Annotated in this window: 27 protein-coding genes and 1 pseudogene; 18 read left to right on the top strand and 10 right to left on the bottom strand. The window is 67.2% G+C overall.

What is annotated here, in order from left to right; genetic code table 11:
• Positions 1-48 precede the first annotated feature (48 nt).
• Positions 49-708 carry a YiiX/YebB-like N1pC/P60 family cysteine hydrolase gene (locus QT386_RS19535; RefSeq protein ID WP_289275433.1) on the top strand — a complete coding sequence of 220 codons (660 nt, stop codon included), beginning with the start codon at positions 49-51 and terminating at the stop codon, positions 706-708.
• A gap of 176 nt (positions 709-884) precedes the next feature.
• Here QT386_RS19535 and QT386_RS19530 read toward each other — a convergent pair whose 3' ends face one another.
• Positions 885-1718, bottom strand: coding sequence for a class I SAM-dependent methyltransferase (locus QT386_RS19530; RefSeq protein ID WP_289275432.1), 834 nt, complete (start codon positions 1716-1718; stop codon positions 885-887).
• Between the two features lie 79 nt (positions 1719-1797).
• Here QT386_RS19530 and QT386_RS19525 point away from each other — a divergent pair, with 79 nt between their 5' ends.
• The 5 genes from QT386_RS19525 to QT386_RS19505 are packed head-to-tail and all read left to right on the top strand — an operon-like array spanning position 1798 to position 4435.
• On the top strand, positions 1798-2241 hold the full coding sequence (locus QT386_RS19525) for a helix-turn-helix domain-containing protein (RefSeq protein WP_289275431.1): 444 nt from the start codon (positions 1798-1800) through the stop codon (positions 2239-2241).
• Entirely contained in the window at positions 2238-2606 is a 369-nt protein-coding gene (locus tag QT386_RS19520; RefSeq protein WP_289275430.1) for a DUF2784 domain-containing protein, read from the top strand. The genes QT386_RS19525 and QT386_RS19520 overlap by 4 nt, the downstream gene beginning before the upstream one ends.
• Positions 2603-3052 (top strand): YiiD C-terminal domain-containing protein, encoded by a 450-nt coding sequence (locus tag QT386_RS19515; RefSeq protein ID WP_289275429.1) that lies wholly within the window; start codon positions 2603-2605, stop codon positions 3050-3052. Before QT386_RS19520 ends, QT386_RS19515 begins: the two co-directional genes overlap by 4 nt.
• Positions 3049-3573: an NUDIX domain-containing protein gene (locus QT386_RS19510; RefSeq protein WP_289275428.1), complete on the top strand. Its 525-nt coding sequence runs from the start codon at positions 3049-3051 to the stop codon at positions 3571-3573. The genes QT386_RS19515 and QT386_RS19510 overlap by 4 nt, the downstream gene beginning before the upstream one ends.
• A 7-nt stretch (positions 3574-3580) precedes the next feature.
• Positions 3581-4435: a prolyl oligopeptidase family serine peptidase gene (locus QT386_RS19505; RefSeq protein ID WP_289275427.1), complete on the top strand. Its 855-nt coding sequence runs from the start codon at positions 3581-3583 to the stop codon at positions 4433-4435.
• Positions 4436-4636: 201 nt separating this feature from the next.
• Here the strand turns inward: QT386_RS19505 and QT386_RS19500 are convergent, their stop codons facing one another.
• Positions 4637-5551 (bottom strand): LysR family transcriptional regulator, encoded by a 915-nt coding sequence (locus tag QT386_RS19500; protein ID WP_289275426.1) that lies wholly within the window; start codon positions 5549-5551, stop codon positions 4637-4639.
• Positions 5552-5673: 122 nt separating this feature from the next.
• Between QT386_RS19500 and aceE the strand changes: the two genes are divergently transcribed.
• From aceE to QT386_RS23530, 7 genes and pseudogenes are all read left to right on the top strand, one after another.
• Positions 5674-8331: a pyruvate dehydrogenase (acetyl-transferring), homodimeric type gene (gene aceE / locus QT386_RS19495; RefSeq protein WP_289275425.1), complete on the top strand. Its 2658-nt coding sequence runs from the start codon at positions 5674-5676 to the stop codon at positions 8329-8331.
• A 12-nt stretch (positions 8332-8343) separates the two neighbouring features.
• Positions 8344-9993 carry a dihydrolipoyllysine-residue acetyltransferase gene (aceF, locus tag QT386_RS19490; protein ID WP_289275424.1) on the top strand — a complete coding sequence of 550 codons (1650 nt, stop codon included), beginning with the start codon at positions 8344-8346 and terminating at the stop codon, positions 9991-9993.
• A gap of 80 nt (positions 9994-10073) precedes the next feature.
• The gene (locus tag QT386_RS19485; protein WP_289275423.1) at positions 10074-10673 is read left to right on the top strand and encodes a TIGR04211 family SH3 domain-containing protein; all 600 of its coding nucleotides are present in this window, start codon (positions 10074-10076) and stop codon (positions 10671-10673) included.
• A 108-nt stretch (positions 10674-10781) separates the two neighbouring features.
• Positions 10782-11795 (top strand): MBL fold metallo-hydrolase, encoded by a 1014-nt coding sequence (locus tag QT386_RS19480; protein WP_289275422.1) that lies wholly within the window; start codon positions 10782-10784, stop codon positions 11793-11795.
• A gap of 105 nt (positions 11796-11900) precedes the next feature.
• Positions 11901-12134 (top strand): hypothetical protein, encoded by a 234-nt coding sequence (locus QT386_RS19475; protein ID WP_367401470.1) that lies wholly within the window; start codon positions 11901-11903, stop codon positions 12132-12134.
• On the top strand, positions 12134-12505 hold the full coding sequence (locus QT386_RS19470; protein WP_289275420.1) for a hypothetical protein: 372 nt from the start codon (positions 12134-12136) through the stop codon (positions 12503-12505). The genes QT386_RS19475 and QT386_RS19470 overlap by 1 nt, the downstream gene beginning before the upstream one ends.
• A gap of 436 nt (positions 12506-12941) precedes the next feature.
• Positions 12942-13127 (top strand): annotated as a pseudogene (locus QT386_RS23530) (hypothetical protein); the annotation flags it as partial.
• Between the two features lie 176 nt (positions 13128-13303).
• On the opposite strand, the gene QT386_RS19460 reads toward QT386_RS23530, so the two are convergent.
• From QT386_RS19460 to QT386_RS19450, 3 genes are read right to left on the bottom strand one after another with little or no spacing between them, the layout of a single operon-like run.
• A complete protein-coding gene (locus tag QT386_RS19460) occupies positions 13304-13897 on the bottom strand; it encodes a YceI family protein (protein WP_289275418.1) in 594 nt (197 codons plus the stop codon).
• 29 nt (positions 13898-13926) lie between these two features.
• Positions 13927-14481 (bottom strand): YceI family protein, encoded by a 555-nt coding sequence (locus tag QT386_RS19455; RefSeq protein ID WP_289275417.1) that lies wholly within the window; start codon positions 14479-14481, stop codon positions 13927-13929.
• Positions 14478-15041: a cytochrome b gene (locus QT386_RS19450; RefSeq protein ID WP_289275416.1), complete on the bottom strand. Its 564-nt coding sequence runs from the start codon at positions 15039-15041 to the stop codon at positions 14478-14480. Before QT386_RS19450 ends, QT386_RS19455 begins: the two co-directional genes overlap by 4 nt.
• 227 nt (positions 15042-15268) lie before the next feature.
• On the opposite strand from QT386_RS19450, the gene QT386_RS19445 reads away from it, so the two are divergent.
• From QT386_RS19445 to QT386_RS19435, 3 genes are all read left to right on the top strand, one after another.
• Positions 15269-15607, top strand: coding sequence for a hypothetical protein (locus QT386_RS19445; protein WP_289275415.1), 339 nt, complete (start codon positions 15269-15271; stop codon positions 15605-15607).
• Between the two features lie 271 nt (positions 15608-15878).
• Complete coding sequence (locus QT386_RS19440; protein WP_289275414.1) at positions 15879-16868, top strand: hypothetical protein; 990 nt, start codon at positions 15879-15881, stop codon at positions 16866-16868.
• Positions 16869-17107: 239 nt separating this feature from the next.
• Positions 17108-18148, top strand: coding sequence for a hypothetical protein (locus QT386_RS19435; protein WP_289275413.1), 1041 nt, complete (start codon positions 17108-17110; stop codon positions 18146-18148).
• Between the two features lie 63 nt (positions 18149-18211).
• On the opposite strand, the gene QT386_RS19430 is transcribed toward QT386_RS19435, so the two are convergent.
• Positions 18212-20275: a M13 family metallopeptidase gene (locus QT386_RS19430; protein WP_289275412.1), complete on the bottom strand. Its 2064-nt coding sequence runs from the start codon at positions 20273-20275 to the stop codon at positions 18212-18214.
• A 218-nt stretch (positions 20276-20493) separates the two neighbouring features.
• On the opposite strand from QT386_RS19430, the gene msrB reads away from it, so the two are divergent.
• Together msrB and QT386_RS19420 are read left to right on the top strand one after the other, a co-directional pair.
• Positions 20494-20892 (top strand): peptide-methionine (R)-S-oxide reductase MsrB, encoded by a 399-nt coding sequence (msrB, locus tag QT386_RS19425; protein WP_289275411.1) that lies wholly within the window; start codon positions 20494-20496, stop codon positions 20890-20892.
• Positions 20893-21016: 124 nt separating this feature from the next.
• Positions 21017-21700, top strand: a complete 684-nt coding sequence (locus tag QT386_RS19420; protein ID WP_289275410.1) for a type 1 glutamine amidotransferase — start codon at positions 21017-21019, stop codon at positions 21698-21700.
• 130 nt (positions 21701-21830) lie between these two features.
• Here the strand turns inward: QT386_RS19420 and QT386_RS19415 are convergent, their stop codons facing one another.
• The 4 genes from QT386_RS19415 to QT386_RS19400 all read right to left on the bottom strand — a co-directional run bounded on the left by QT386_RS19415 (position 21831) and on the right by QT386_RS19400 (position 26547).
• Positions 21831-22016 carry a hypothetical protein gene (locus QT386_RS19415; RefSeq protein WP_289275409.1) on the bottom strand — a complete coding sequence of 62 codons (186 nt, stop codon included), beginning with the start codon at positions 22014-22016 and terminating at the stop codon, positions 21831-21833.
• A 125-nt stretch (positions 22017-22141) separates the two neighbouring features.
• Positions 22142-23386, bottom strand: a complete 1245-nt coding sequence (locus tag QT386_RS19410) for a patatin-like phospholipase family protein (protein WP_289275408.1) — start codon at positions 23384-23386, stop codon at positions 22142-22144.
• A 116-nt stretch (positions 23387-23502) separates the two neighbouring features.
• The gene (locus tag QT386_RS19405; protein ID WP_289275407.1) at positions 23503-24642 is read right to left on the bottom strand and encodes a glycosyltransferase family protein; all 1140 of its coding nucleotides are present in this window, start codon (positions 24640-24642) and stop codon (positions 23503-23505) included.
• Between the two features lie 114 nt (positions 24643-24756).
• Positions 24757-26547 carry a DUF4153 domain-containing protein gene (locus tag QT386_RS19400; RefSeq protein WP_289275406.1) on the bottom strand — a complete coding sequence of 597 codons (1791 nt, stop codon included), beginning with the start codon at positions 26545-26547 and terminating at the stop codon, positions 24757-24759.
• Positions 26548-26574: the final 27 nt, after the last annotated feature.

Raw genomic sequence — 26574 nt, 5'->3', positions numbered from 1 at the left:
GCCAGTCCCACAGTTCATCGTCAGCGCACCGTATTTTGGGAGTTACAAATGTTGGCCGCCGAAATCCAAGCTGGCGATGTGTTGCTGTGCTTTCAGGACAAGAAAATTGATCCCACTGGAGCAATAATCACGGGCGTGACCAAGAGCGACTACACCCACGCCGCTATATGCGTCGGCGAGGACCTAGTAGTTGAAGCTCTAGTGATGCAGGGCGTTGTACTAACCAAAGCGACAGACCTTGCCGCTCGATACGACCATATCGCGGTGTTTCGTCAGCCCGATGCGTGGTCCCCTCGTCGCGTCGAAGTGCTTCGAGCATTTGCAGAGTCGATTTCGGCCTCTGGGACGAAGTACAACTTATTTGGAGCGGTGGCCTTCCCATGGCGACAAAAAGTTCACCAGCGAACACTGAAAGAGCAGCTTGAGGACTATTTCAACGGGCTTTCGCCACCGAGGCCAGCGACGAAGGGGTCGTACTTTTGCTCGGAGCTTGTGGCCGACTGCTTTGTAATAACAGGATTCATCGATCCTAGCGCCGCTGTCCTTTACAAGGCCGAAACCTTGTCTCCTGGTCAGCTAGGCCGTGATCCCACCTTCGGAACCTTTTGTGGCTATGTCTCCGCTATCCACGGATATGCTGTGCCGGCCACCGACGAGTTCTACGGTGCTACGACCTACGCGGAAATCTTTGGGGATTCCGCGCAATAGCGTTGGGGCCTCTGCAACGAAGGCCCCATGGGCGGCTGCTTCGCTCATGAGAGGCGGTGATTTCGGCGACAACCCGCTTGGATGTGCCCAGAACTGTGCCCATTCTGAAATTCATAAATAAAGCACGCCTTATAAATCATGGTGTTGCATCGATTTCTAGCTTCTGCATCGGAAGCTCAGGCCGCGCGGCCTGAGATTTTCCAGCAGGCTGCATCGAAGCGCACCGTATCTGCATGCACGTAGGGCTCGAAAGCCGCGCGAATGGTGGCGATGACCTTGTTGCGGGTGGGTTCATCCATCTTCTGCAGCACGCGACCGACCGGGCCCAGGCGGCTCAGGTACAGCAGCAGGTCGCGTTCCGGAAAGCGGCAGGCGACGTCCAGGGGGCGGATGTCGACATCACGCCAGCCGCTGTCCTCCAGGATGCGCAGCACCGGCCCAGGCTCGGCGAAGGCGAACTGCCCGGGAGCGCCGGACCTGCGCGGTGGGAGCTGTGGCAGCAAGGGCGCCGCCGCGCGCTCCGCCGTGGTCATGAAGGGATTGTCCGTGGCGCCACGCCATGCGACCAGGCACAGGCGGCCATCGTGGCGGGCGGCACGATGCAGCTTGGCGAAGGCCTGCACCGGGTCGTCGAAGAACATCACGCCGAAGCGCGACACGATCCAGTCGAAACGGCTGGGCTCGAAGGGATGCGCCTGCGCGTCGGCGCAGGCGAACTCCACGGCCAATCCTTCGCGCTGAGCCCGCTCGCGGGCGACGGCGATCATCGGCGCCGAGATATCCACGCCCAGGCAGGGCGCGCCTTGCCTGGCGAAGGCGCACGTGGTGGCGCCGGTGCCGCAGCCGACATCGAGCACGCGCCCGGGCGAGGCGGCGACGATATCGGCCAGATGCTGCTCGAGGGGTCGGAACATGTGGTCGAGCACGCCCTGCGCATCGACCCAGGCCTGGCCGGCCACGCCGTTCCACAGCGCGGCCTGGCCTTCTTCGGGTGCAGGGGCGGTGGTCATGCGGGGCTCCAGTGACTTGCTTGCCCTTCAAGGGCGGATGGCGGCAATCTGCCACTTCAAGTGGACTTGAGGTCAAGCGATGCGCGAACTCGATATCGCCGAGGTGGCGGAACGTTCCGGCGTGCCGGCCTCGACGCTGCGCTACTACGAGGAGAAAGGCCTGGTTGCCCCGATCGGCCGGCGCGGGCTGCGCCGGGTGTTCGACGCCGGCGTGCTGGATCGCCTGGCGCTGGTGTCGCTGGGCCGCATCGCCGGGTTCTCGCTGGAGGAGATCACGCGGATGTTCGCGCCGGACGGGCGCCCGCGCATCGATCGCACGGCGCTGGTCGCCAGGGCCGATGAACTGGACCAGCGCATCCGGCGCCTGCAGTCGGTGAGCCGCGGGCTGCGACACGCCGCCGCCTGCAAGGCGCCCAGCCACATGGAATGCCCCAGCTTCCGGCGCATCCTCAAGGCGGCGGCTGACGGCGCGCTGGAAAGGCCCGGCGGCAAGAAGCCGAAAGCCCGCAAGGCCCGCGCATGATCCCCGCCCTGCTGGCCGACGCGGTCGTCGCCTTCCATTTCTGCTTCATCCTGTTCGCGGTGTTCGGCGCACTGGCGGTGGCCTGGCGCTGGACGCTGCGCTGGCTGCACCTGCCGGTGCTGGCCTGGGCCGCGGGGATCATGGCCCTGCACGGCATCTGCCCGCTGACGCCGCTGGAGAATCACTTGCGCGAGCTGGCGGGCCAGCAGGGTTACGACGGCGGCTTCATCGACCACTACCTGCTGCCGTTGATCTACCCGGCCGGGCTGACGCCGGGCCTGCAGCTGGCGGGCGCCATCCTGCTGGTGATCTTCAGTGGGGCGTTGTACCTCTGGGCCTGGCGGCGGCATCATCCGCGGCCATGAACAACGAAGAGATCACGGCCTATCTCCACCGCAGCATCCCGCTGACGGCGGCGATGGACGTGCGCGTGCAGGTGCAGGAGCCGGGCCGCGTGGAGATCCTGGCGCCGCTGGCGGCCAATGCCAACCACCATGGCAGCGCCTTCGGTGGCGCGCTGTCGACGCTGGCGATCCTCAGCGGCTGGGTGCTGGTGCAGCAGGAACTGGACGCCGTGGGCGTCGGCGCCAAGCTGATGGTCCAGCGCAGCGAATGCGACTACCTGGAGCCGGCGCTGGCTGATTTCAGTGCCGAGAGCCGCCTGTCCGAGGCCGAGTGGCCGCGCTTCCTGCAGATGCTGCAGAAGCGTGGGCGTGCGAGGATCGCGGTCCAGACCATCATCCGTATCGGCGAGCGCGAAGTGGCGCGAGCCAGCGGCACCTATGCCGCGATCAAGCAAGGACAGACATGAGCCGAGGATTCCGATTCTGCCCGCAGTGCTCCGCGCCGCTGGCGCCGCAGGACCACGACGGCACGCCGCGCATGGGCTGCGGTGCCGGCTGCGGCTACGTGCACTGGAACAACCCGACGCCGGTGGTGGCGGCGGTGGTGCAGCATGGCGACGACCTGATCCTGGCGCGCAACGTCGCCTGGCCGGGCAAGTTCTTCGCGCTGATCACGGGCTTCCTGGAGGCCAACGATCCCTCGCCGGAAGAAGCCGTGGTGCGCGAGGTGGAGGAGGAGCTGGGCCTGCAGGGCCGCGCGCCGAGCTTCATCGGCCACTACCGCTTCGAGCGCATGAACCAGATCATCATTGCCTACCACGTGGTGGCCGACGGCGAGATCAAGCTTGGCGCGGAGTTGGCGGAATACATCCGCGTGCCGCCGGCACAGGCCACCTACTGGCCGGCCGCCACGGGCCTGGCGCTGCGCGACTGGCTGCGCACGCAGGGACATGACCCGCGGGAAATCCCCATTCCGGGCCGCCGGTAACGCCGCCATGATCGCGGCACGGCGCTGGCTGCTGTCGCTCGCGCTGCTGCTGCCTTCGCTGGCTTCGGCGGCCCCTGTCGAAGAAACCCTGCCGCTGGAGCTGGCCTCCGGGCGCACACTGGAGGTGCGCCTGCTGCGCCCCACGCAGACGATCGAGAAGCTGCCCGCGGTGATCCTGCTCGGCGGTTACCGCCGCGGCGCCGGTGCACTGGACCTGGTGACGGCGGGCCGTCCAGTGATGCTGGCCGGCTTCGACTACCCGGCGGAACTGCCGCGCAAGCTGCGCGTGTCCGAAATTCCGCGCCTGGTACCCCAGACGCGCCGCGGCATCGCCGAAACCCGCGAGGGCCTGGCGGCGCTGCACCGGCAGCTGCGACAGCGGCCGGACGTGGACTCCAGCCGCATCACCCTGGTCGGCGTCAGTGCCGGTGCTCCCTTTGCGACGCTGGCCGCGGCCGACACCGGCTTTCCCGCAGTGATCCTGGTGCACGGCTTTGCCGACCTGCCGGGTATGATCCAGCACCAGTTCGCGCGGCGCTGGGAACCGAGCGCCGGCTGGCTCGGCCGCGCGGGCGCCTGGATGAGCTCGCGGTTGCTGCACGCCTTGCTTGGTCTGCCCAGCATCGAGCAGGCAGCCGCATCGTTGAAGCCGGGGCGGCGCGTGCTGATGATCCGTGCTGAGCGCGACGACTTCATTCCCGCCGCCAGCAGCCTGGCGCTGGAGGCCGCGCTGCGCCGGTCGGGCGCGCGGGTGGACCTGGTGGTGCAGCCCGGTGGGCATGTGCGCGGTGCGGCGCAGGAGGAACTCAAGCCGGTGCTGGAGGCTTCGCTGGAGTGGATGCGGCAGCAGCGCCTGATCTGAGGGCGGAGACGTTCACCCTTCGACAGGCTCAGGGCGAACGGGGGGCGACGCGCAGCTCGGCTTTGATAGCGAAGCCTGGGGGCGCATGAACGGCGTCCCGGCTTGCCTCCGGCAAACCGGGCTACGGCGCCTGAGTTGTAGGAGCCAGCTTGCTGGCGACTCGCAGCTTGTTGCCAGCAAGCTGGCTCCTACACAAGCAACCTAGCCCCGCGCCTTCCGGACTTTCTCCCGCGCCACCCGCTCCCGTGCCAGCGCCACCATGTTCGCCACCGTCGGCGAATCATCGCCCTCGCGGTAGACCAGGCTCATGCGTGCGCTCGGCGCGTCACCGGCGATGGCGCGATAGGTGACGCCGTCGGTGCTGATCTGCTGCATCGAGGCCGGCACCAGCGATACGCCCAGGCCCGCCGCCACCAGGTTGACGATCGACGTCACCTGCGACGCCTCCTGCGTGACGCGCGGGCTGAAGCCGCTACGCTGGCAGGCGGCGATGATCTCGTCGTAGAGACCGGAGCCGACCAGGCGCGGAAACAGTACGAAGTTCTCGGAGGCCAGGGCCCATAGCGACAGCGTGCGGAAGCGGGCCAGCGGGTGGCCCTGCGGCAGGGCCACCAGCACTTCCTCGTCGAACAGCGGCTCGGTGGTCAGTCCCTCGCAGTCGCCCAGCAGCGGACGCACGAAGGCGATGTCGGCAGTGTTATCCAGCACAGCGGTGGCCAGGGCCGGCGTGCTGTTTTCGTCGATCGCCAGGGCCACTTCCGGGTAACGCTGGCCGAACTCCCGGATCACTCTGGGGACAAAGGGATGGAAGGGCGCGGAGTTGATCATGCCGACGCGCAACCGGCCTTGTTCACCGCGCGCCACCCGGCGGGCCTGGGCGCTGGCGCGGTCCACATTGGCCAGGATCGCGCGGGCATCGCCGAAGAAGCTCTGCCCCGCTTCGGTCAGGGCTACCCCGCGCGGCAGGCGACGGAACAGCGGCAGGCCCAGCTCCTGTTCCAGCTGCTGGATCTGCTGGCTCAGCGGCGGCTGGCCGATGCCCAGCCGGGCGGCCGCACGGGTGAAGTGCAGCTCCTCGGCCACAGCGACGAAGTAGCGCAGATGGCGCAGTTCCACAGGACGTATATGTATAGGGTATGGCAAATGCCTGATTCATATATTGGACATATATGAGAGCCACTGTCTACAGTCCCGCAGATTGGGTAAAACAGACTTTCCACGCAGGCGAGGAGCAGGCCGTGGCACAGAACGAAGATATCGACGCCCTCGAGACCGCCGAATGGCTGGAGTCGCTCGAGGCCGTGCTCAAGCACGCGGGCCCGGAGCGGGCGCACCAGCTGCTTGATGCCTTGCAGCAAAAGGCTCGGCGCAGCGGCGTGTTCCTGCCCTATTCGGCCAACACGCCTTACCTGAATACGATCCCCGTCGGCATGGAGGAGCGCTCCCCCGGCGACCACTCGCTGGAGTGGAAGATCCGCTCGATCATCCGCTGGAACGCGATGGCCATGGTGGTCAACGCCAACCGCGACCACGCCGGCATCGGTGGCCATATCGCCAGCTTCGCGTCTTCCGCGACCCTGTACGACGTCGGCTTCAACCATTTCTGGAAGGGTCCGGACCATCCGCAGGGCGGCGACCTGGTCTACATCCAGGGCCATGTCACGCCGGGCATCTACTCGCGCGCCTTCCTCGAAGGGCGCCTGACGGAGCAGGACCTGAAACGCTTCCGCATGGAGGCGCTGGACAAGGGCTTGTCGTCCTATCCGCATCCCTGGCTGATGCCTGACTTCTGGCAGATGCCGACCGTGAGCATGGGCCTGGGCCCGATCATGGCGATCTACCAGGCGCGGCTGATGAAGTACCTGCATAACCGCGGGATCAAGGACATGACCGGCCGCAAGGTCTGGTGCTTCTGCGGCGACGGCGAGATGGACGAGCCGGAGAGCCTGGGCGCCATCGACATCGCCGAGCGCGAGAAGCTCGATAACCTGGTCTTCGTGGTCAACTGCAACCTGCAGCGCCTCGACGGCCCCGTGCGCGGCAATGGCAAGATCATCCAGGAACTGGAAGGTATCTTCCGCGGCTCCGGCTGGAACGTGATCAAGGTGGTCTGGGGCGCGGCCTGGGACGCGCTGCTGGCGCAGGATGCCAGCGGCAAGCTCATGGAGATCATGAACGAGACGGTCGACGGCGAGTACCAGAACTACAAGGCCAAGGGCGGCCGGTACACGCGCGAGCACTTCTTCGGCAAGACGCCGGAGACGCTGCGCCTGGTCGAGAACATGTCGGACGACGACGTCGCCCGCCTGAACCGCGGCGGCCATGATCCGCACAAGGTCTACGCCGCCTATGCCGCGGCGGTGAAGCACACCGGCTCGCCGACCGTGATCCTGGCCAAGACCGTGAAGGGCTACGGCATGGGCGAGGCCGGCGAGGGCCAGAACATCACGCACTCCCAGAAGAAGATGGGCGAGGATGCGCTGCGCAAGTTCCGCGACCGCTTCCAGATTCCGATCTCCGACGACCGCCTCGCCGACATCCCGTTCTATCGCCCGGCCGAGGACTCACCGGAGATCCAGTACCTCAAGGCGCGCCGCGAGGAGCTGGGCGGCTATCTGCCGCAGCGCCGACCGACCAAGGACAAGCTGGAGATTCCGCCGCTGATCAACTTCCAGCGCCTGCTGGAAGGCACCGGCGAGCGCGAGATCAGCACAACGATGGCCTACGTGCAGTTCCTGCAGACGCTGCTGCGCGACAAGAACGTGGGTCCACGCGTGGTGCCGATCATCCCCGACGAGGCGCGCACCTTCGGCATGGAGGGCATGTTCCGCCAGCTCGGCATCTATTCCGTGGTGGGCCAGAAGTACGCGCCGGAAGACGCCGACCAGCTGGCGTACTACAAGGAAGACATCAAGGGACAGATTCTCGAAGAGGGCATCACCGAGGCCGGCGCCATGTCGTCCTGGGTGGCTGCCGCCACGGCCTACGCCAACCACGGCACGCCGCTGCTGCCCTTCTACATCTACTACTCGATGTTCGGCTTCCAGCGCATCGGCGACCTGGCCTGGGCGGCGGGTGACTTGCGTGCGCGCGGCTTCCTGCTTGGCGCCACCGCCGGCCGTACCACGCTCAACGGCGAGGGCCTGCAGCATGAGGATGGCCACAGCCACATCTACTCCGCGGTGATCCCCAACTGCCGTTCCTACGATCCTGCCTATGCCTACGAGCTGGCGGTGATCCTGCAGCACGGCATGGAGGAGATGTACGTCGAGCAGAAGGACTTCTACTACTACGTCAGCCTCTACAACGAGAACCACACACACCCACCGATGCCGGCCGGCATCGAGAGTGGCATCATCCGTGGCATGTATCTGCTGCGCTCGGAAGAGAAGCCTTCCGAAAAGCACGTGCAGCTGCTGGGCTCGGGCAGCATCCTGCGCGAGGTGATCGCCGCCGCCGACCTGCTGAAGGAGGAATGGGGCGTGACCGCCGACGTCTGGAGCGTGCCCAGCTTCACCGAGCTGGCGCGTGACGGCATGGAGACCGAGCGCTGGAACCTGCTGCACCCGGATGCCAAGCCCAAGCTCAGCTATGTCGAGGAATGCCTCAAGGGCATGAGCGGACCGGCCATCGCCAGCACCGACTGGGTGCGCGCCTACGCCGAGCAGATCCGCCCCTACGTGCCGATGCCCTACCACGTGCTCGGAACCGACGGCTTCGGCCGCAGCGACAACCGCCCGGCCCTGCGCGACTTCTTCGAGGTGGACCGCCGCTGGATCGTGGTCAAGGCGCTCAAGGCCCTGGTCGAGCGCAAGCAGGTGCCGGCCGAGCGCGTCTCGCAGGCGATCAAGATCTACGGCATCAAGCCCAACCGCGCGGCTCCCTGGACCGTCTGAGGAATATCCGCCATGGCCAACATTGACGTGAAGGTTCCGGACATCGGCGACAGCCACGACGTGCCGGTGATCGAGTTGCTGGTGAAGGACGGTGACGCGGTGGAGAAGGACCAGCCGCTGCTGGTGCTGGAGTCCGACAAGGCGACGATGGAAGTGCCGGCGCCTGCCGCCGGCATCGTGCGCGGGCTGCAGGTGAAGGTGGGCGACAAGCTCAACACCGGCTCCGCGATCTGCCAGCTGGAGGGCGACGTTGCGGCCGCCGCGCCGAAAGCAGAAGCGAAGCCGGCGACAGCGCCGGAGAAGAAGGTCGCGGCGGACGCCGCGCCCGCGAAGAAGTCCGAGGCCCCCGCCGCTGTGCCCGCCACGCCGGCCAAGGGCGGCGGCAGCCTGGAAGTGCGCATCCCCGATCTCGGCGACAGCAAGGACGTGCCGGTGATCGAGCTGCTGATCGCGGACGGCGACAGCGTCGAGAAGGATCAGCCGTTGCTGGTGCTGGAGTCCGACAAGGCGACCATGGAAGTGCCCGCGCCCGCCGCCGGCACCGTGCGCGCGCTGAAGGTGAAGCTCGGCGACAAGCTGTCCAAGGGCGACCTCGTCTGCACACTAGAAGGTGATGGCGGTGCCGCGACCGAGGCGAAAGCCGAGGCGGCACCCGCGCCGAAGCGTACCGAGCCCGAGGTGGCCGCAGAGTCGCCGAAGCCGGCACCCGCGCCCGCTCCGCAAAAGATCGCGGCTGAAGCCGCTCCCACGAAAACCGGAGACGTGCCTTATGCCGGCCCGGCGACGCGCCAGTTCGCGCGCAAGCTCGGCGTGGATCTCGCGCAGGTGAAGGGTTCCGGCCCGCGCGGACGCATCGTGATCGAGGACGTGCAGGCCTTCGTCAAGGCCAGGCTCAGCGCGGCGCCAACGGCGGCCGCCACCACCACGGGCGGTGCGGGCATCCCGCCGATCCCGGCGCAGGACTTCTCGCTGTACGGCGAGATCGAGAACAAGCCGCTGGCGCGCATCCGCAAGATTTCCGCCGCGCACCTGCACCGCAGCTGGCTCAACGTGCCGCACGTCACGCAGAACGACGAGGCCGACATCACCGAGCTGGAGGCCTTCCGCAAGGCGCAGGGCGAGGAGCTGAACCTCAAGCTGACGCTGCTGCCCTTCATCATGAAGGCGGTGGGCGCGGTGCTGAAGCAGTACCCGGAGTTCAACAGCTCGCTGTCGGCCGACGGCGAAAGCCTGGTGATGAAGAAGTACTGCCACATCGGCTTCGCCGCCGACACGCCCAACGGCCTGGTGGTGCCGGTGGTGCGCGACGTCTGGTCCAAGGGCATCGTGCAGTTGTCCAACGAATGCGGCGAGCTGGCCAAGAAGGCACGCGACGGCAAGCTCAAGCCGGACGAAATGCGCGGAGGCTGCTTCTCGATCTCCTCGCTGGGCGGCATCGGCGGCAGCCACTTCACGCCGATCGTCAACGCGCCGGAGGTGGCGATCCTCGGCGTGTCGCGCTCGCAGATGAAGCCGGTGTGGAATGGCAAGGAGTTCGTGCCGCGCCTGATGTGCCCGCTGTCGCTGTCCTACGATCACCGCGTGATCGACGGAGCCGCGGCGGCGCGCTTCGTGGTGTCGCTGGGCAAGTTGATGGCGGACATGCGGCGGCTGGCGCTGTGAGCGCAAGCTGAACGAACGCTGAAGCGGCGCGAAAGAAAATCATTTGTTTCGCGCCGCTGCGTTGCTAGACTCGGTGGGCCATGACAAGGACGTTACTACTCGCTGCCGCGCTGCTGGCGCCGGCACTGGCATCCGCCCAATCGGCCGGACGCCCGCAATACATCTCCGACGACATCACCGTGACGCTGCGCCAGCAGCCGCGCAACGAGGCGCCCTCCGTGAGCGTGCTCAAGAGCGGCGCCAAGGTCAGCGTGCTGGAGTCTTTGGGACCCGAGAGCTTCGCTCGCATCCGCACCGCCGACGGCCGTGAAGGCTGGGTGACGTCGCGTTTCCTCTCCGCGCAGCCGGCGGCCAAGGAGCGCTACCAGCAGGCGCAGCAGGATCTCGACGCGGCGCAGAAGCGCGCGCAGAACCTGGAGCGCGAACTCACGGCGGCGCAGCAGCAACTGGGCCAGGCCAAGCCGGCCTTCGAGCTGGCACGCGAGAACGAGTCGCTCAAGGCCACCATCACGGAGCTACAGAGCTCCGCGGCCACGCTGCAGCAGCGCTTCGACGTGGAGCGCGCCAAGCGCAAGACGTTGATCACCGGTGCTAGCCTGGTTGGAGGCGGCGTGCTGCTGGGCCTGGTCCTGCCCTGGATGGGTGGCGGCCGCAAGAAGCGGCGCTACGGCGACTTCTGAACGCCGGCCCCGGCCCATGGGCCGGGGCCGCATGACAATCCGGTGAACCGGTTGCCGCCTGCCGGCGGCAATGGAATGCTGTCGCCTCTTCGATTCGGGGGCGATGTCATGAAACTGCTGCGCCGGCTGCTGGTCGCGCTCGTGGTGCTGCTGGGCCTGCTGGCCGTGGTCGTGGCCTGGCTGCGTACGCAGGCGCCGGGCATGGACGCCTACCGCGCGCATCACTACGAGGCCGCCGCGCAGCCCGGCGCGCTCACCGCCACCTGGTATGGCGTCAGCGCCGTGCTGTTGCGCGACGGCGAGCACGCGATCCTGATCGATCCCTTCTTCACCCGGCCCGAGGGCCTGCTGCCGCTGGTGCTGAACCGTGCGATCGCGCCGGATGAAACGCGTATTGCCGCGGCGTTGCTGGCGGCGCGCATCGACAAGCTCGATGCGGTGCTGGTCTCGCACTCGCATTACGACCACGGCATGGATGCCGGCGTGGTGGCCAAGCTCACCGGCGCGATGCTGATGGGCTCCGCCAGCACGGCCAACATCGGTCGCGGCGCCGGTCTGCCGGATGGACGCATCCGCCGCATCGAGCCGGGCCAGGTGATCACGGTGGGCCGCTTCCGCATCCGTTTCATCGCCAGCCGCCACGCTGGCGCCAGCGGCGGCCGCCCCACCGGCGACATCACCGCGCCGCTGCACACGCCGGCGCATTACCTGGACTACAAGCTCGGTGGCACCTATTCGATCCTGGTGGAGCATCCGCAGGGCAACGTGCTGCACCACGGCAGTGCCGGCTGGGAACCGGGCGCCCTGGCCGGCCTGCGTGCCGACCTGGTGTTCCTCGGCGTGGCGCTGGTGGACGAGCTGCCGGACTACCTGCGCGAGACGGTGGACGCGGTCGGCGCGCGGCGCGTCATCCCGGTGCATTGGGACGACTTCACCCTGCCGCTGGACCAGCCACTGCGGCCCTTCCCCCTGGTGGTGCGCCTGGACCGCTTCTTCGAGGGCATGGCGCAGCGGCCCGAGATCCAGGTACAGACCCTGGAGCTGGGCCAGACGGTGACGCTGTTCCCGGCGTCAGTGCCGTCGGGCGGCGCCGCCAGTGCCGCGGAACCGGAAATGCGCTAAAACTGGCACCCATACCAATCCGGGGGAATACCCATGCGTCGGATCGTCCTTCTGTCCGGCCTGCTGCTGGGGGCCTGTGTCCAGCTCGCCGCCTGCGCCCAGCCCATGAACCAGCCCGAAGCCACCGCCGCGCCGGTCCCCGGCAAGGTCGCCGATCTCGAGGCCTTCGGGCGTTTCATCGCCGGCCGGCCGACGCCGGAGCAGTTCCGCACGCACTATCCGGACGTGAAGCTGGTAATGCCCGGCGACATTGCCACCAAGGAGTTCCGGCACGACAACAGCCGCTACTTCGCCGAAACCGACACCGAGGGCCGCATCACTGGCGGCCGGTTCATGTAATGAGCGCCTTCGTCACGATCCTGCTGTTGCTCAACGTACTGCTTTCGGCCGTGCTCGGCCTGCTGTTCCTGCGCCTGTGGCGCGTGCAGCATCGCCTGCACGGCCGACTGCAGCAGCTGGCGCCGAACCTGGCCGGCGATCCCGCACGCAACTTCGAGCTGGTCAGCGCCTCGCGCCCCAGCCTGATCTCCATCGAGATCCTCAACCCCATGGAGCTGGCCGCCAAGGAGTCCTGGGTGGCCGGCGCGCTGGGCAGCGTCACGCCCACGCTGGTGCGCCGCCTGGTCTACCAGCGCGCCGCGCAGATGGTGCGCGAGGAGCTCAAGGGCCACGGCGTCACGGCGGAGGTGCGCCAGCACCATGCCCCTTGAACTCGTGCTGGCGCTGCTGAGCACCGCGGCCCTGTGCGGGACGCTGGCGGCTGGCTTGCGCCTGCACGAGGAGGTGCTGGAGTGGCGGCACGAGCTGCGCCGGATCGAGGCCTGGCACAGTGACTATGGCTACACCAGCCGCGCGCTGGGCACGCTGGCGCAGGTGCAGAAGCTGGCCGAAGGCGGCGTCAGCATCGGCACCGATACGGTGCGCGGCATCCACCACGGCATCGCCAGCATTCCCTTCGGCATCCTCGAGGCGATACCGGCGACGCGCGACACCACGCGCGTGGTGCGTGCGATCCACGACCAGACCGCGGACACGGTCTACGGCGCCATCAACCTGGTGAACCGCGTGCTGGGCAAGGGCCTGCGTCGTGGCATGGGCATGGACACGCCCAAGGAAGAACCGTATCGCGGCCAGGTCAGCGACGCGGAGATGGTGGACTTCCGCCACTTCATCGACACGCGGCCGGATCCGGCGGAATTCCGCCTGCGCTATCCGGACGTGGCGCTGGTGCTGCCGGGCGAGATCGCGACCACGGACTACCGGGCGGATCGCAGCCGGTTCCACGCGCTGGTGGATGAGGGTGGAAGGATTTCCGGCGGGGAATTCAGATAACAGCGTAGGAGCGGCTGACAGCCGCGAACGAGGTTTTTCAAGTCAGGCGTGGATCGCGGCTGACAGCCGCTCCCACAAAAGAAAAGCCAATAAAAAAGGAGCCGACTTGCGTCGGCTCCTCCGGCGAAGCACGACCGTCGGGGGGACGGCCGTGCTGGGGGGACTGACAGGCTGCTTCAGCGCTTGCTGCCGGCGCCATCCTTCTGCTGGTGGGCTTCCACCTCGATCTTCAGCTCCACTTCCTCGCCGACATTGGGCGAGTACTTGCTGATGCCCCAGTCGGAGCGCTTGATCTTGGTTTCCAGGTTGGCGCCGCAGGCCCAGATGCCGAGCATCGGGTGCTGCTTGCAGACGAAATCATCCACGTCCAGCGTCACCGTCTTGGTCACACCGTGCATGGTCAGTTCGCCGGTCACTTCGTCGAGCTTGTCGCCGTCGAACTTGAACTTGCTGCCCTTGAAGGTGATCGTCGGGTACTTCTTGGTGTCGAAGAAGTCCTCGTTCTTCAGGTGCTCGTCGAGCTTGGGCACGCCGGTGGAGATCGAGTTGGCGTCGATCGTCACGTCCACGCTGCCGGTCTTCTTGGCGGTGTCGAGGGTGATGGTGCCCTCGGTCTTGTCGAAGCGGCCGCGGAAGGTGGAGAAGCCCAGGTGGCTGATCTCGAAGGTCGGGAAGGTGTGCGTCGGGTCGATCTTGTAGGTGGACTCGGCGGCCTGCGCCGTCAGCGTGGCGGCAGATAGCAGGACGGCGGCGAGCAGGGACTTCTTCATGGGATCACTCCTTTGGGAATTGGGGGGTGTTACTTGGCGGGCGCGAGCAGCAGCTGGAACGTCACGGGCACGTCGTTGGAGACCAGATCGCCCTCGTTCCATTCGCCGCCGCCCACGCCGAAGTCGGTGCGACGGATCGAGAACTGTCCGGACAGCAGCGTGGCGCCGCTGGCCTGGTCGGTCGCGCGGAACGGCACGGTGATCTCGCGCGGCTTGCCCTTGATGGTCAGCAGGCCCTTGGCCTCGTACTTGCCGGGGCCGGTGGCGCGAACGCTGCTGCTCTTGAAGGTGGCCTTGGGGAAGCCGGCCTTGTCGAGCCAGGCACGTTCCGCGGCGGTGCTGTCGGCCTCGTCGCTGCCGGCGTCGATGCTGGCGATGTCCACCGACAGGGCGGCGCTGGAGGTCTCGGGCTTGGCGGGGTCGAAGTTCACCTGCGCCTCGAAGCGCTTGAAGCGGCCCTCCACGGCCACCCCCATCTGCTTGACGCTGAAGCTGATGTCGCTGCGCGCGGTATCCACCGTGCGCGGCGTGGCCTGCGCCGAGACGGCAGCCAGGGACAACAGGACAGCGGTGAAGAGTTTCATGAGGCGTCTCCGGTCTTGCGCCAGCGCGGGAGCATCCGCGTCAGCACGTCGTCACGATTGAAGAAATGGTGTTTCAGGGCGGCGGCGGCATGCAGGCCCACCACGAACAGCAGGATCGTGGTCAGCAGCTCGTGCACGTCTTCCAGCAGTTTGCCCAGCTCGCGGTCGCGGCCGATCAGGTCGGGGATCGGGAAATGGCCGAGGTACACGGTCTGGAAGCCCTTGGCCGAACTCATCAGCCAGCCGGACAGCGGGATCGCCAGCAGCAGGGCGTACAGGCCCCAGTGGCTCAGGTGGGCGCCGATGCGCTCCCAGGCCGGCATGGCGGGCGGCAGCGGCGGGGCCTTGGCCCACTGGCGCCAGAGCAGGCGCAGCACGGCGATGCCGAAGATCGTGACGCCGATCCACTTGTGGTACGAGAACAGCTTGAGCCGCGTGGGCGACATCTTCATGTCGCTCATGATCCAGCCCAGCGCGAAGGCGCCAATCACCAGCAGCAGGGTCAGCCAGTGCCCGGCCTGGGCGATGGCTCCGTAGCGTTGCGGCAGTGGCTGGGACATGGCGGCTCCTGAATTGACGGATATGCTAGTACCCGGCCGAACCTTCAAAAAAGCAAAATGTTCTGAACGAACCGTTCGATTCGTTCGAATGGTCCCCCGGCACCCTTGCAGACTGACCGCTGTCAGGGCGCCGGGTTCAGCCCCTGACAGGGCTCACTGCCGTTTCCTACAAGCACCATCGTGGAGCGCCGGCTGTGGCGGCCCGCCCCGCCCCGGACAATGCCCCCATGTCGCACCTCCCCGCCATGGCGGCCCACGCCGAGCTCAGCACCTGGATCGAAACCCGGGAAGAACTGCTGAGCAGTGCGCTGCTGGGCGGCGCAGGCGGCATGTGCGCGGTGTTCCTCAGCCGCGATACCCAAGGCGACTACCTGCTGCGCCTCTGCGATGGCGCTGATGACCGCTGGATGACCTGGCGCGAACAGCGCCGCCTGCGCTCCGCCTTCGGGCGCAGCTACGCCGAGGCCCTGGCCAACGCCGCCATGACGCGGCTGGAGCGCAGCGGCTGGCAGCTGGAGTGGTTGGCCCGCGCCAGCCCCGAGGCCTTGCCCGCGCTGGCAGCCTGAAGCGGCGCCGTTCCCGCGGCCGATTTGTAAGCAATTGCATCGCTTCGTAAATGGCCATGTCTGACCGCCGGACAGGCGGCTGACCCCGTCTACAGTGCCGGCGAGTGCTGGAGACAGCCTCCAGGGACGGGACACCTACCGAGCACAGGAAGACCGCGTAAATCCGGCACGCGATTTGCCAGTTTTTCCAGCGGGGTGATCGCTGCCGGTGTTGCCAGCCGTCGGTTGCCGAAGGCCCCGCCCGGTTTTTCCACAGGCTCAAGGACGATACATGAACAGGATTCTCTTCCCGGCTGCGGTCTGCAGCTCCCTGCTGGCGCTGACGGCTTGTGGTGGCGGCACCGGCGGCGGCACCGGTGGCGACAGCTTCTCCATGGCCACCAAGGCCGATGCCCTGCGCGAGCTTGGCGTGGCGAGCGCCATGCTGTCGGAACTGCCCGATCCGCTGGACACGGGCGCCACGGCGGAAGCCAAGCGGATCGGCGATCTTCCGGAATTCGGCCGCGCCGAGGGGCTTTGCAGCATGAGTGGCCGGAGTGACCTGAGCTCCGGTAACCGCCAGTGGAATTTCAGCCTGCTGGGCCTCGGCAATGTCGCGGTCAGCTTCGATCGCGAGGAAAACAACGCTTGTCTCTCCACCGCCACGGCGCCGTCGCCGCGCACGGCGACCTTGCGGTTCAACGGCACCATGGAGACCGGCGGCGCCACCCTCAACGACGGCTCGCAGGTCGCCTACCTGATCGACCAGGGTGCCAACGGCTACGCCGCCACCTACACGCAACTGCTGGGAGCCCAAACCGTGGATACGCAGATCGGCGCGCGGCTCGGCACCATCGAGAAGCGGCTGGCGGTCGACGGCGGCAGCGATCTGCGCGTGAACTATGGCTACAGCTACGATCGCGCCGACCTCACCAGTGGCCGAGAGGTCCGCAGCTACGCGGTGGTGCAGATCGGCAAGGCAGGCGCGCCGTTCCGGGAGACGCGGAACGGGCAGCAGCGCAGCTTCAACGGAGTCTACGATTACGCCACCAGCGAGTGTGGCGGCGGTGCGGTGACGGTTTCCACCGAGGAGACGCTGGTCCTGGGCACCGGCGGCAGCGCGAACTACCCGGTGGACGGCAAGCTGCGCCTGGCGGTGGGCCAGCAGTACGCGGTCTTCGACTTCAACGGCGACGGCGGCGCCACGCTGAACCTCAACGGCGTGACGCAGACCCTGACCGCTACCGAAGTGCGCGCCGTGCTGGACCAGTCACCCTGCTAGAAGCACTAGTTGCAGCAAGCAAAAAGCCCCGGAGCGATCCGGGGCTTTTTGCTGTGTGGCCTGGGGACCAGGAGGACCCGGCGCATGGAGATGTCCTGGCAAGGCATCCGACGAAGGTCCAATAGCCCAGCCGCATGGTGGGTGGTTAGGTTGCTCAACCCCTGCGCCGAGGCCCTGCCCGCGCGCCGGGGCGGCCGTAGGAGCGGCGTCAACCACATCGCAAGGATAGGGACATCACCATGAAGAACCGTACACTCAAGGTAGCCATACTGGCCGGCAGCACGATGCTGCTCGCCGCCTGCAACAACGGTGGTGACGGCGGAGCGGATCCGGTCCCCCTCGAAACCAAGAGCGATGGCTTGCGCGAGCTTGGCCTGTCGATCGGCAGCTACGGCCCCTTGTCGTTCTACATCAACTTCTCCTCCGCTGCTTCAGCCCGCGCGAGCAGCAAGCGCCTGGCTGGCCCGCAACTGTCCGCCAAGGCCCTGCGACCGGGGGACTGCGACACGATAAAAGGGGGCGCCTCCGAAGAGGAAGGCTCCAAGGATCGCGACTTCAAGCTGCTGAACCCGCCGGCCTCCGGCGTGCGCGTGGATTTCCAACGACAGAACACGGATGGCTACCAGGAGCAGTACTGCTATGGGGAAGGCCAGGAGATCGTCGAGCTCTTCCAGGCTGATGGCATCACGGAGTACGGCTCCGCCGAGACAGCGGCGGGCCAGTACGACTATTTCACGGCCGGTTCCGGCGACAAGGCCGCCTTCACGCTCAACGAGACCTACGATGAGGGCCAGCTCGGAATCCGCCAGCTGATCGAGTATCTCGGCACGGTGGAATCGCTTGAGACCGAGGACGGCATCTTCTACGGCCTGCGCCTGCGGCTGAAGACCGAACGCTTCCAGCAGGGCGGCATCGACTACAAGCTCTCCGCCAACCTGGGGGACAATGACGCGCCGCTGCGCGCCAAGGTCAGCGGCAATGCCTTCGAGCTGGATGGCAGCTACCGCTACAGCTCCAACAACGTCGGCTGCGAAGGCGGCGAGGTTCGCGTATCGACGCCTTCTACGGGCGGCATCACGGTCAACGGCACTCGACCGGACGGTGGCGAGCTCCAACTGCAGTCGGGCGGGTCCACCGCCCGCTTCACCTTCAACGACGACGGCAGTGCGACCCTGGTGATCAACGGCGGCACCGGAATCTCCCTGACGGCGGAGGAAGTGGCGGATGCAATGGCGGGCGAGTCGTCCCCGTGCGCCGAGGAAAGCAGCGGCGGGTTCTGACCGGACCGCCCGTTGTTATTGAAAGCCCCGGAGCGATCCGGGGCTTCTTTTTTCCTGGCCGTGCTACCAGATGCTGACGCGCTGCTCCGGCGGCAGGTAGAGCTTGTCGCCGGCTTTCACGCCGAAGGCCTCGTAGAAGGCCGGCACGTTCACCACCACGCCGTTGCAGCGGTATTCGTCCGGCGCATGCGGGTCGGTCTTGAGGCGCTGCACCAGGTCGGCCTCGCGGAACTTGCGGCGCCAGGACTGTGCCCAGCCCATGAAGAAGCGCTGCTCGCCGGTGAGGCCGTCGATCACCGGCGAGGGGCCGGTGTCGGCCAGCGACATCTGCCAGGCCTTGTAGGCGATGGCCAGGCCACCGAGGTCGCCGATGTTCTCGCCGATGGTGAGCTCGCCGTTGACCTTATGACCGGGCACCGGCTCGAAGGCGCCGTACTGCGCGATCAGGCGCTTGGTCTTCTCCTCGAAGCGCTGGCGATCGGCCTTGGTCCACCAGGACTGGAGGTTGCCGTCGCCGTCGTACTTGGAGCCCTGGTCGTCGAAGCCGTGGCCGATCTCGTGGCCGATCACGGCGCCGATGCTGCCGTAGTTCACGGCGTCGTCGGCCTGCATGTCGAAGAACGGCGGCTGCAGGATGGCGGCGGGGAAGACGATCTCGTTCATCGTCGGGTTGTAATAGGCGTTGACCGTCTGCGGCGTCATGAACCACTCGCCGCGGTCGATCGGCTTGCCCAGCTTGGCGGCTTCGCGAGCATGCTCCACGCGGTTGGAGCGCATGACGTTGCCGACCAGGTCATCCGGCTTCACCTGCAGCGCCGAATAGTCCTTCCACTGGTCGGGGTAGCCGATCTTGGTCGTGAACTTGGACAGCTTGAGCAGCGCCTTCTCCTTGGTCTCCGGGCTCATCCAGTCGAGCTTGCGGATGCTGTCGCCATAGGCCAGCAGCAGCCGGTCCACCAGCTTCTCCATGCGGGCCTTGGCCTCCGGCGGGAAGTGGCGCGACACGTAGATGCGGCCGGTAACCTCGCCCAGCGCTCCTTCGGTGGCGTCCACGCCTCGCTTCCAGCGCGGCTTGAGCTCCTGGATGCCGCGCAGCGTGGTGCCGTAGAAGGCGAAGTTCTCGTTGACGAAGTCCTGCGACAGGTAGGGTGCGAAGTCGCTCAGCACCTGCCACTTGAGGTAGTTGCGCAGCACCGGCAGCGGCGTGGCGGTGACGATGCGGTCCCAGTCGCGGAAGAAGCTGGGCTGGGCGATGATCACGCCCGGCGTCGCGGCGAGGTCCTGTTCGGCGAGATAGGTCTTGAAGTCGAAGCGCGGCGTCAGCTTGCGCAGCTGGGCCGCCGTGTACTTGTTGTAGGTGAGGTCCGCGTCACGCGAGCGAACCTTGGTCCACTGCGCCTTGGCCAGCTTGGTCTCCAGCGTCATGATCGCCTCGGCGCTGGCGCGCGGATCGGCGATGCCGGCCAGCGTCAGCATCTTCTCGACATGCGCCACGTACTTGGGGCGGATCTCGGCGAACTTGGCGTCAGCCGACAGGTAGTAGTCGCGGTCCGGCAGGCCGGTGCCGCCCTGAAGGAAATAGACGATGTATTCCGAGGACTTCTTCGCGTCCGGCTCGATCCAGGCGGGGAAGGTGCCCACGCCGATCTTCGACAGCTCCGCCAGCAGCTTTGGCAGCTGCTTGCGGTCCTGCAGGGTGTCGATCTGCGCCAGCGTGTCCTTCAGCGGCGCCAGGCCCAGCTGCTCGGCACGGGCCTCGTCCATGAAGGCACGGTAATAGTCGCCGACCTTCTGGGTATCGCTGCCCGCGGCGGCATTCTTGTCCGCAGCGGATTCCTCGATGATCTTGCGCAGCAGGATTTCGGCGCGGTCGTCGATCTCGGTGAAGGCACCATAGCTGGCCTTGTCGGCCGGAATCTCGGTGCGCGCCATCCAGCCGCCGTTGACGGCGCGGTAGAGGTCATCCTGGGCGCGGACCTGGGTGTCGAAGTTGGCCGCGTCGATGCCGGACTGCGGGCCCTTGGTCGCGGGTTCGGCGGCGGCGGGGTCCGCCGCCGGGGCCCGGGGCTGGCTGCCGCAGCCGGCCATGACCACGGCGGCGCAGGCGGCAAGGGCGAGTCGCTTCATCGGAATCTCCATCGGATGCCTTTACGTTGTTATGGGCTTACAGGGCCTTCAGACCGGCGCCGGCACAGTTAGTGCCCGGCCGGACGGGCCTGGCGTAGTATGGCGCGGCGGCGGCCGAAGCCGCCAAGGACTACCGCCGGCGCCCGCGCGTCCCCATATTGGGGGGATCAGGACCGGGCGCCTTCCCCGCGCCGCAAGCCAGACGACCGAGTACAGCCATGGAAAAGATCACCAAGACCGACGCCGAGTGGCGCGCCCAGCTGACCCCCGAGCAGTATCGCGTGACCCGCCAGGCCGGCACCGAGTGTGCCTTCACCGGCGCGCTCTGGGACGACCACCGCGACGGCATCTTCACCTGCCTGTGCTGCGGCCTGCCGCTGTTCGACTCCCGCACCAAGTTCGAATCCGGCACCGGCTGGCCCAGCTTCTTCGACCCCGCCGTCAATGGCAACGTCGCCAGCCGCGAGGACAACAGCCACTTCATGCGCCGCGTGGAGGTGCTCTGCGCCCGCTGCGATGCGCACCTGGGCCACGTCTTCCCGGACGGCCCGAAGCCCACCGGCCTGCGCTACTGCATCAACTCCGCCGCGCTGGACTTCAAGGCCCGCGAGGCATAACCGAGCGTCCCATCGGTTCGTCCTGAGCCTGTCGAAGGATGAACGGATCGCCTGCTGTGCGGTTACCTGCCGTTCACACTTCGACAGACTCAGTGCGAACGGCCCTCACCCGAGCTGAATACCCATGCGCGTCCATTGGCTGCAGCACGCCGACTTCGAAGACCTGGGCTGCATCGCCCCCTGGCTGGCGCAGCGCGGCGATGAGGTGAGTTGCACGAGCCTGCAGCAGGGTGAGGCGCCGCCGTCCGTCGACAGCTTCGACTGGCTGATCGTGATGGGCGGGCCGATGAACATCTACGAATACGACGCCCATCCCTGGCTGCGCGCCGAGAAGGCGCTGATTCGCTCGGCGATCGACTCCGGCAAGAAGCTGCTTGGCATCTGCCTTGGCTCGCAGCTGATCGCCGACGTGCTCGGCGGCCCGGTGACGCGCAACGCACACAGCGAGGTCGGCTGGTTCGACTTGGAGCTGAGCGAAGCCGGGCGGCACTCGAAGTTCTTCGGCGGATTCCCGCCGCGTTTCACCGCCTTTCACTGGCATGGCGACACCTTTGCCCTGCCGCCGGGCACGCAGACGCTGATGTCCTCGGAGGCCTGCGCCCACCAGGCCTATGAGCTGGACGGCCGCATCGCCGCGATCCAGTTCCATCTGGAGGTCACGGCCGCCAATGCGCGCGAGTGGTTCCAGCACGAGCGCCCGGCGCCGGCGCGCTACGTGCAGCCGCCGGAATCCATCCTGGCCTCGCTGGATCATTTCGCCGGCAATAACCGGCTGATGCTGCAGTTGCTGCAGGGCTTCGTGTCGTAGGGTGGGCCCAGCGTAGCGCGCCCACCATCACGGCTTGCTGCAAGGCCGCGTGGATCGGGAAGCGGCCTGCTTCACGCAAGCGTTGACGCTCTATCTGACGTCATACCGGCGAAAGCCGGTATCCAGCCGTCTAGCCGTACCTCTCACGCCCCGCAAAGCTCAACAACAGCAGCGAGCTGGCGCCCGCAAAGAAGCCAACCACCAGCAATACGATCCCGGCGGCGGTCTTGATGTGGAACAGGCCGGTCAGCATGCAGCCGATGCCGACCAGCAACAGGGCACAGATGGTCAAGGGTAGTGCAAGTTTGTCGATCATTCGGGCCATCCTCAGGGCAAGGCGAAACAACCCAGCTTGGATGGAGCAGGAATCGGGCCAATCCAGCTAGATGCCAGTGGGGACAGCTTGGAAGCAGGCTCTTTCAGCACGATGGCAATCCGGTTTCAGTCTTCCCGCAGGAAGGCCTCGATCTCGTCGATGCGTTGCGCCGCGTCGCGGTAGCCCAGCGCGATCAGCTCGCGCGTGAAGGCGTTGTCGAACAGCAGGAAGCTGGTCAGGTCCGCGCTCTGCGCATCCGGCGTGCCGAGGCCGTCGAGCACGTAGCGCAGGCTGCGCGGCATGCGGTGGGCCAGGGTCTTGGCGATGATGGCAATATCCGCCGACGGCGACACGGTCAGCGACTTCACCACGCGCATCGGCTCCGACACGCCGGGCTGCACCTGCCCCTTGGCCACCTGCTGGTAGGCCGCCACCAGTTCGTTCATGCGCTTGAGGTGATCCAGGTCGGCGTCGAGGTGATCCAGGAAGATCGCGTTCATGAACACGCCGCAGATCTGCGCCAGCGGCGGGCGATGCAGCTCCGGCACCACGTCGCCGGCGGTGGACATCTCGGAGCGCAGCAGGCTGTCGGCCGACTCCTGGCAGCGTACACCGATCGCGAACAGCCGCTCCGCACCGAGGCGGATCGCCGGGCTCAGCGGCGTGGTCAGTCGCAGCGCGCCGTCGCCGAACCAGGCGGTGGAGCCGCCTGCCGACAGCGACACCGGCGGAAACACGATGGGAATCGCGGCGGACGCGCGGATATGGTCCAGCGTCAGTGTCGTGGCCAGCGCCACGCGGCGGCTCTTGTTCCACAGCGGCCGGCCGGGCTTGCCCTGCACGAAGGTGAAGGCCTTGCCGGAGTGATAGCCGGTGGCGGTGACGGCGAGCGCTTCCAGCGTGCCTGCGGAGATTGCGCCGGCGATGCGGTCCAGCGGCAGGTGGTGGCGCAGGAAGCCCTCCAGCGGCGAGGCGTCCAGCAGGGCCTGCGTACGCCCGGCACCGGTGAGGCCGCCCAGGGCCATGTCCAGCGCGAGGTCGGCGGCCCCGCGGGCCAGGGCCGCCGGGTCGGTGCGCACCACGTCGGTCATCTGCAGGGCGGCCCACAGCTTCGCCAGCTGGTTGGCCCCCTCGCTGAAGTCACCATGCCAGGCGGCCAGCGCGGCGCCGTTGATGGCGCCGGCCGAGGCGCCGGTGATGATCGGGAACGGCGCGGCGCGGCCTCGCAGGCGCGGGATCTCGCTGACGCGCTTGAGCACGCCAGCCTGGTAGGCGCCGCGCGCACCACCGGCGGTCAGCACCAGCCCGGTGCGTGGTCCCTTGACGGCAGCCGGCCTGGGCGGCGGCTTCTTGCGAGCGCGCGTGCTCATCGCTGGCCGCGGATCGGCTGGCGCATCGGTCCTCTCCCGTTCATCCGGGCACTATCCCGGTGCGGGGAGACTCGCAATTCCGGTGCCAGCCTGGGTCCGCGCCAGGCCGGCGGGATTCAGGCCGGCTGCTGCAGGGCCTTCACGTCACGGGTGTGGATGCGGGTGACGCGCTTCTTCACGCGGCTTTTTGAGCGGGAGCCACCCAACTCCTCGATGTACTGCTGCAGTGTGGCGATGGCCTCGGCCTTGCCGTCGCGGGCATGCTCGCCCATGTTGGAGCGGTAGTACTCGTCGTTGCCCATGAAGCGGTCGACGTCGCTGGGCGTCAGGCGCTTCATGTCGGCGCGCATGCCCACGCCCATGCGTTCGATCATGTAGCCGTTGAGGCGCTGCTCGAAGGCATCTTCCGGCATTGCCATGATCGGCTTGCCGAAGTGGATCGCCTCGCCGATCAGCACGTTGCCGGCGGTGGACAACACGGCGCGGCAGTGTGCCAGGTCGTGCAGGAACCACTCGTTGCTGGGCGCGCGGAAGTCCAGGTTCTCCACCTTGCCGCGGTAGGGCGTGCCGTAGACCACCACCGGGTGGTCCAGCAGGCGCAGCGCGCGGTCCACCTGCGGCAGGTACTGGTGCTCGCCCTTGTTGAAGTAGCAGAGCAGGTAGTCGCCGCGGGTCGGCTTGGTGCGCAGGGCTTCGTCGCGCAGCATCGGGCCGATCACCTTCACCCCCGGGTACTGGCCTTCGGCTGGGTAGAAGCTGGAGATCAGGATGCGCTCGGGGATGCCCATCAGCGAGCGGTAGCCCACCGCGTCGCGCATGCCCGTCAGCCACAGGTCCGGCGGGAAGTGCGGCTTGCAGTAGGCGATGATGCCGACATGATCGAAGCTGATACGCGGAATCTTCAGCTTCTGCGCGCAACGATGTGTCCAGGCCTCGGAGTCGGAGATCACCAGCTCGATGCCGCGCTCGCGGAACTCGCGCTCCATCTGCTCCATGCCCAGGCCGCCGAACAGCAGGTCGGTCATCGGCGCGAAGTTCTCGCGCACCGTGCGGGAGAAGGAGTGGCCACCGTGCAGGTTGTAGCGGTAGCCGATGGTGGGGATGCGCACCGTGGGGAACAGCGGCGCGAGGACGTCATAGGCGTCGCCGCCGGCGAAGACGGTGACCTCGTGCTCCTGCATCAGCGCGGGCAGCACGGACATGGTCCGCATCGCGTGCCCGCGTCCGTAGCCCATCACTCCATAGGCGATCCGCATGGCTTTGCTCCTTTCATACGGAGACCAGCCTAGGCCCGGCGCGTAACCCTTCCGTGACGGTTGGGCGAAGCTTTTGTGACAGCGCAGTGGACGGATCGCGCCGGCACGAACGCTTTACCAGGGCGTATCGACGTAACGCTCATCCTGCAGCATGAAGTCGCGCCACTGCGGCTCCTCCGCGCGGAAATCGCCGCGGGCCGCGGCTTCCGCCAGAGCCTTGGGTGTCGGCGGTTCGGCGGTTTGTTGACCCGATCGATGCACGCTGCGCTGCTGGAGTTCGCCGAGCCTCTTCCATTTTCCGTCCCGCTCGCCGAAGAACGGCAGGTCACCGCTGCGGGCCTCGTTGAACAGCAGCCATTCCATCGCGCCGTCACGATCCAGGTCCGCGGCCATCAGCCAGCAGCGGGTTCCGGTGACGCACTCCGATAGATTCGCGTCCAGCCGTCCCTCACGCGCCGCCAACAGGTCCAGCAATCCGGGCGGCGCCACCAGCCCGGAGGGGCGCACGCCCAGCTTCTGCGCCAGCAACGCAGCTGAAGGCGGATCTCCAGCGTCCCACTTTTGCTGCATCTTCAGTACGCCGTCGATGCGGCTTGCCAGGCCCGTATCGGCCAGCACACGCGAGTCCTGCCGCAGACGCTGCAGGGTTTCCACGCCCACGCGCCCCAGCTCCCAGCGCAGGTACTTAAGGTCCAGGGTATCCAGGTCGTCACCGGCACGGGCGAGCTGCGAGTGCAGGCTGATGCGGCGCAAGTCCAGCAAGGGGCTCTGCGTTGCCAGCAGCGTGGCCACCAGGGCCAGGGCCACCGCGGTGTTGACCGGCGCCAGCCGCGCCAGCCAGCCGCCGCGCCACAGGGCCGCCACCGCATAGCCCAGCGCGTACAGTAGCGCAAAACCGATCAGGATCGCCGCCCACAAGCGCTCCACGGTCCAGCCGTGCTGAGACACGCGCAACTGCAGGGCGATGGCGGCGATCACCGCATAGGCCGGCAGTGTCAGCAGCGCGGCATCCACCAGGCGGCGCGCAAAGTGGCCGTAACTCTCGCCGCCACTGCCTTCCTGGTAGACGCTGTTGACCAGCGCCACGGTGCCAAACACCAGGCACAGCAGCAGCGCGGTGGCCCGGCGCGTATCCCACAGCGGCTGCAGGCCGGTGAAGAACAGCGCCGCCAGGAACATCAGCGCCACCAGTGCGATCAGCGGCAGCAGCAGGCGGCCCAGTGCCAGGCAGACGCGCAGCATCGCGCGCAGCGCGCCGGCCTGGTTGCGCGCCAGCACCACGCCCAGGCCCACCAGCAGGCCGGTGACGGGGTAATAGAACCGCTCCTCGCCGAACAGCTCATCGAAGAAGCGGATGCCGATCAGCTTGAACAGTGCCGCCCAGAGCCAGAGGATGGCCCAGCCCGCCAGGATGAAGAACCCGGCGGCGGCCAATGCTTGGGCGTTGTCCCAGGCGCGGTGGTAAAGCGCATCGTAGGGCAGGCGGCGACCGTGCTCGCGCCAGACCTGCAGGAACGGCAGCAGCATGAAGAGCGCGGCTGCCAGCGCCAGGATGTAGGGCTTGAAGATGCTGCCGCAGTCCAGGTCGGAGGGGCTACCCGGACTGCCGACGCAGGCGCCGGCACTGTGAGCCGCCATTCCCCAGAGCAGCAGGCCCAGCACGGCGCCACAGATCCAGGCGTAGCGGTCACGCGCGCTGCGCAGCAGCAGGCAGAGCATGGCGGGCACGCCCAGCGATAGCGTGTACCAGCTGCTGCGCGGCACCAGGCCCTCGCCGATCAGCTTCTGCTGTGCTGCCAGCAGCAGCAGGCTGGACAGCAACGCCACCAGCACCACCGCCACGGCGCCGCTGCGGTCGCTGAAGGCAGCGGTGGGTACTTCAGGAGAAGAGGCGGGCTGCGTCATGTCGGTGGCTCCGGTGGATGCGGCTCA

The sequence above is a fragment of the Solimonas sp. SE-A11 genome (genome assembly GCF_030345715.1).
Classification (GTDB): Bacteria; Pseudomonadota; Gammaproteobacteria; order Nevskiales; family Nevskiaceae; genus Solimonas_A.
This window is presented reverse-complemented; position numbering and strand designations above follow the sequence as displayed.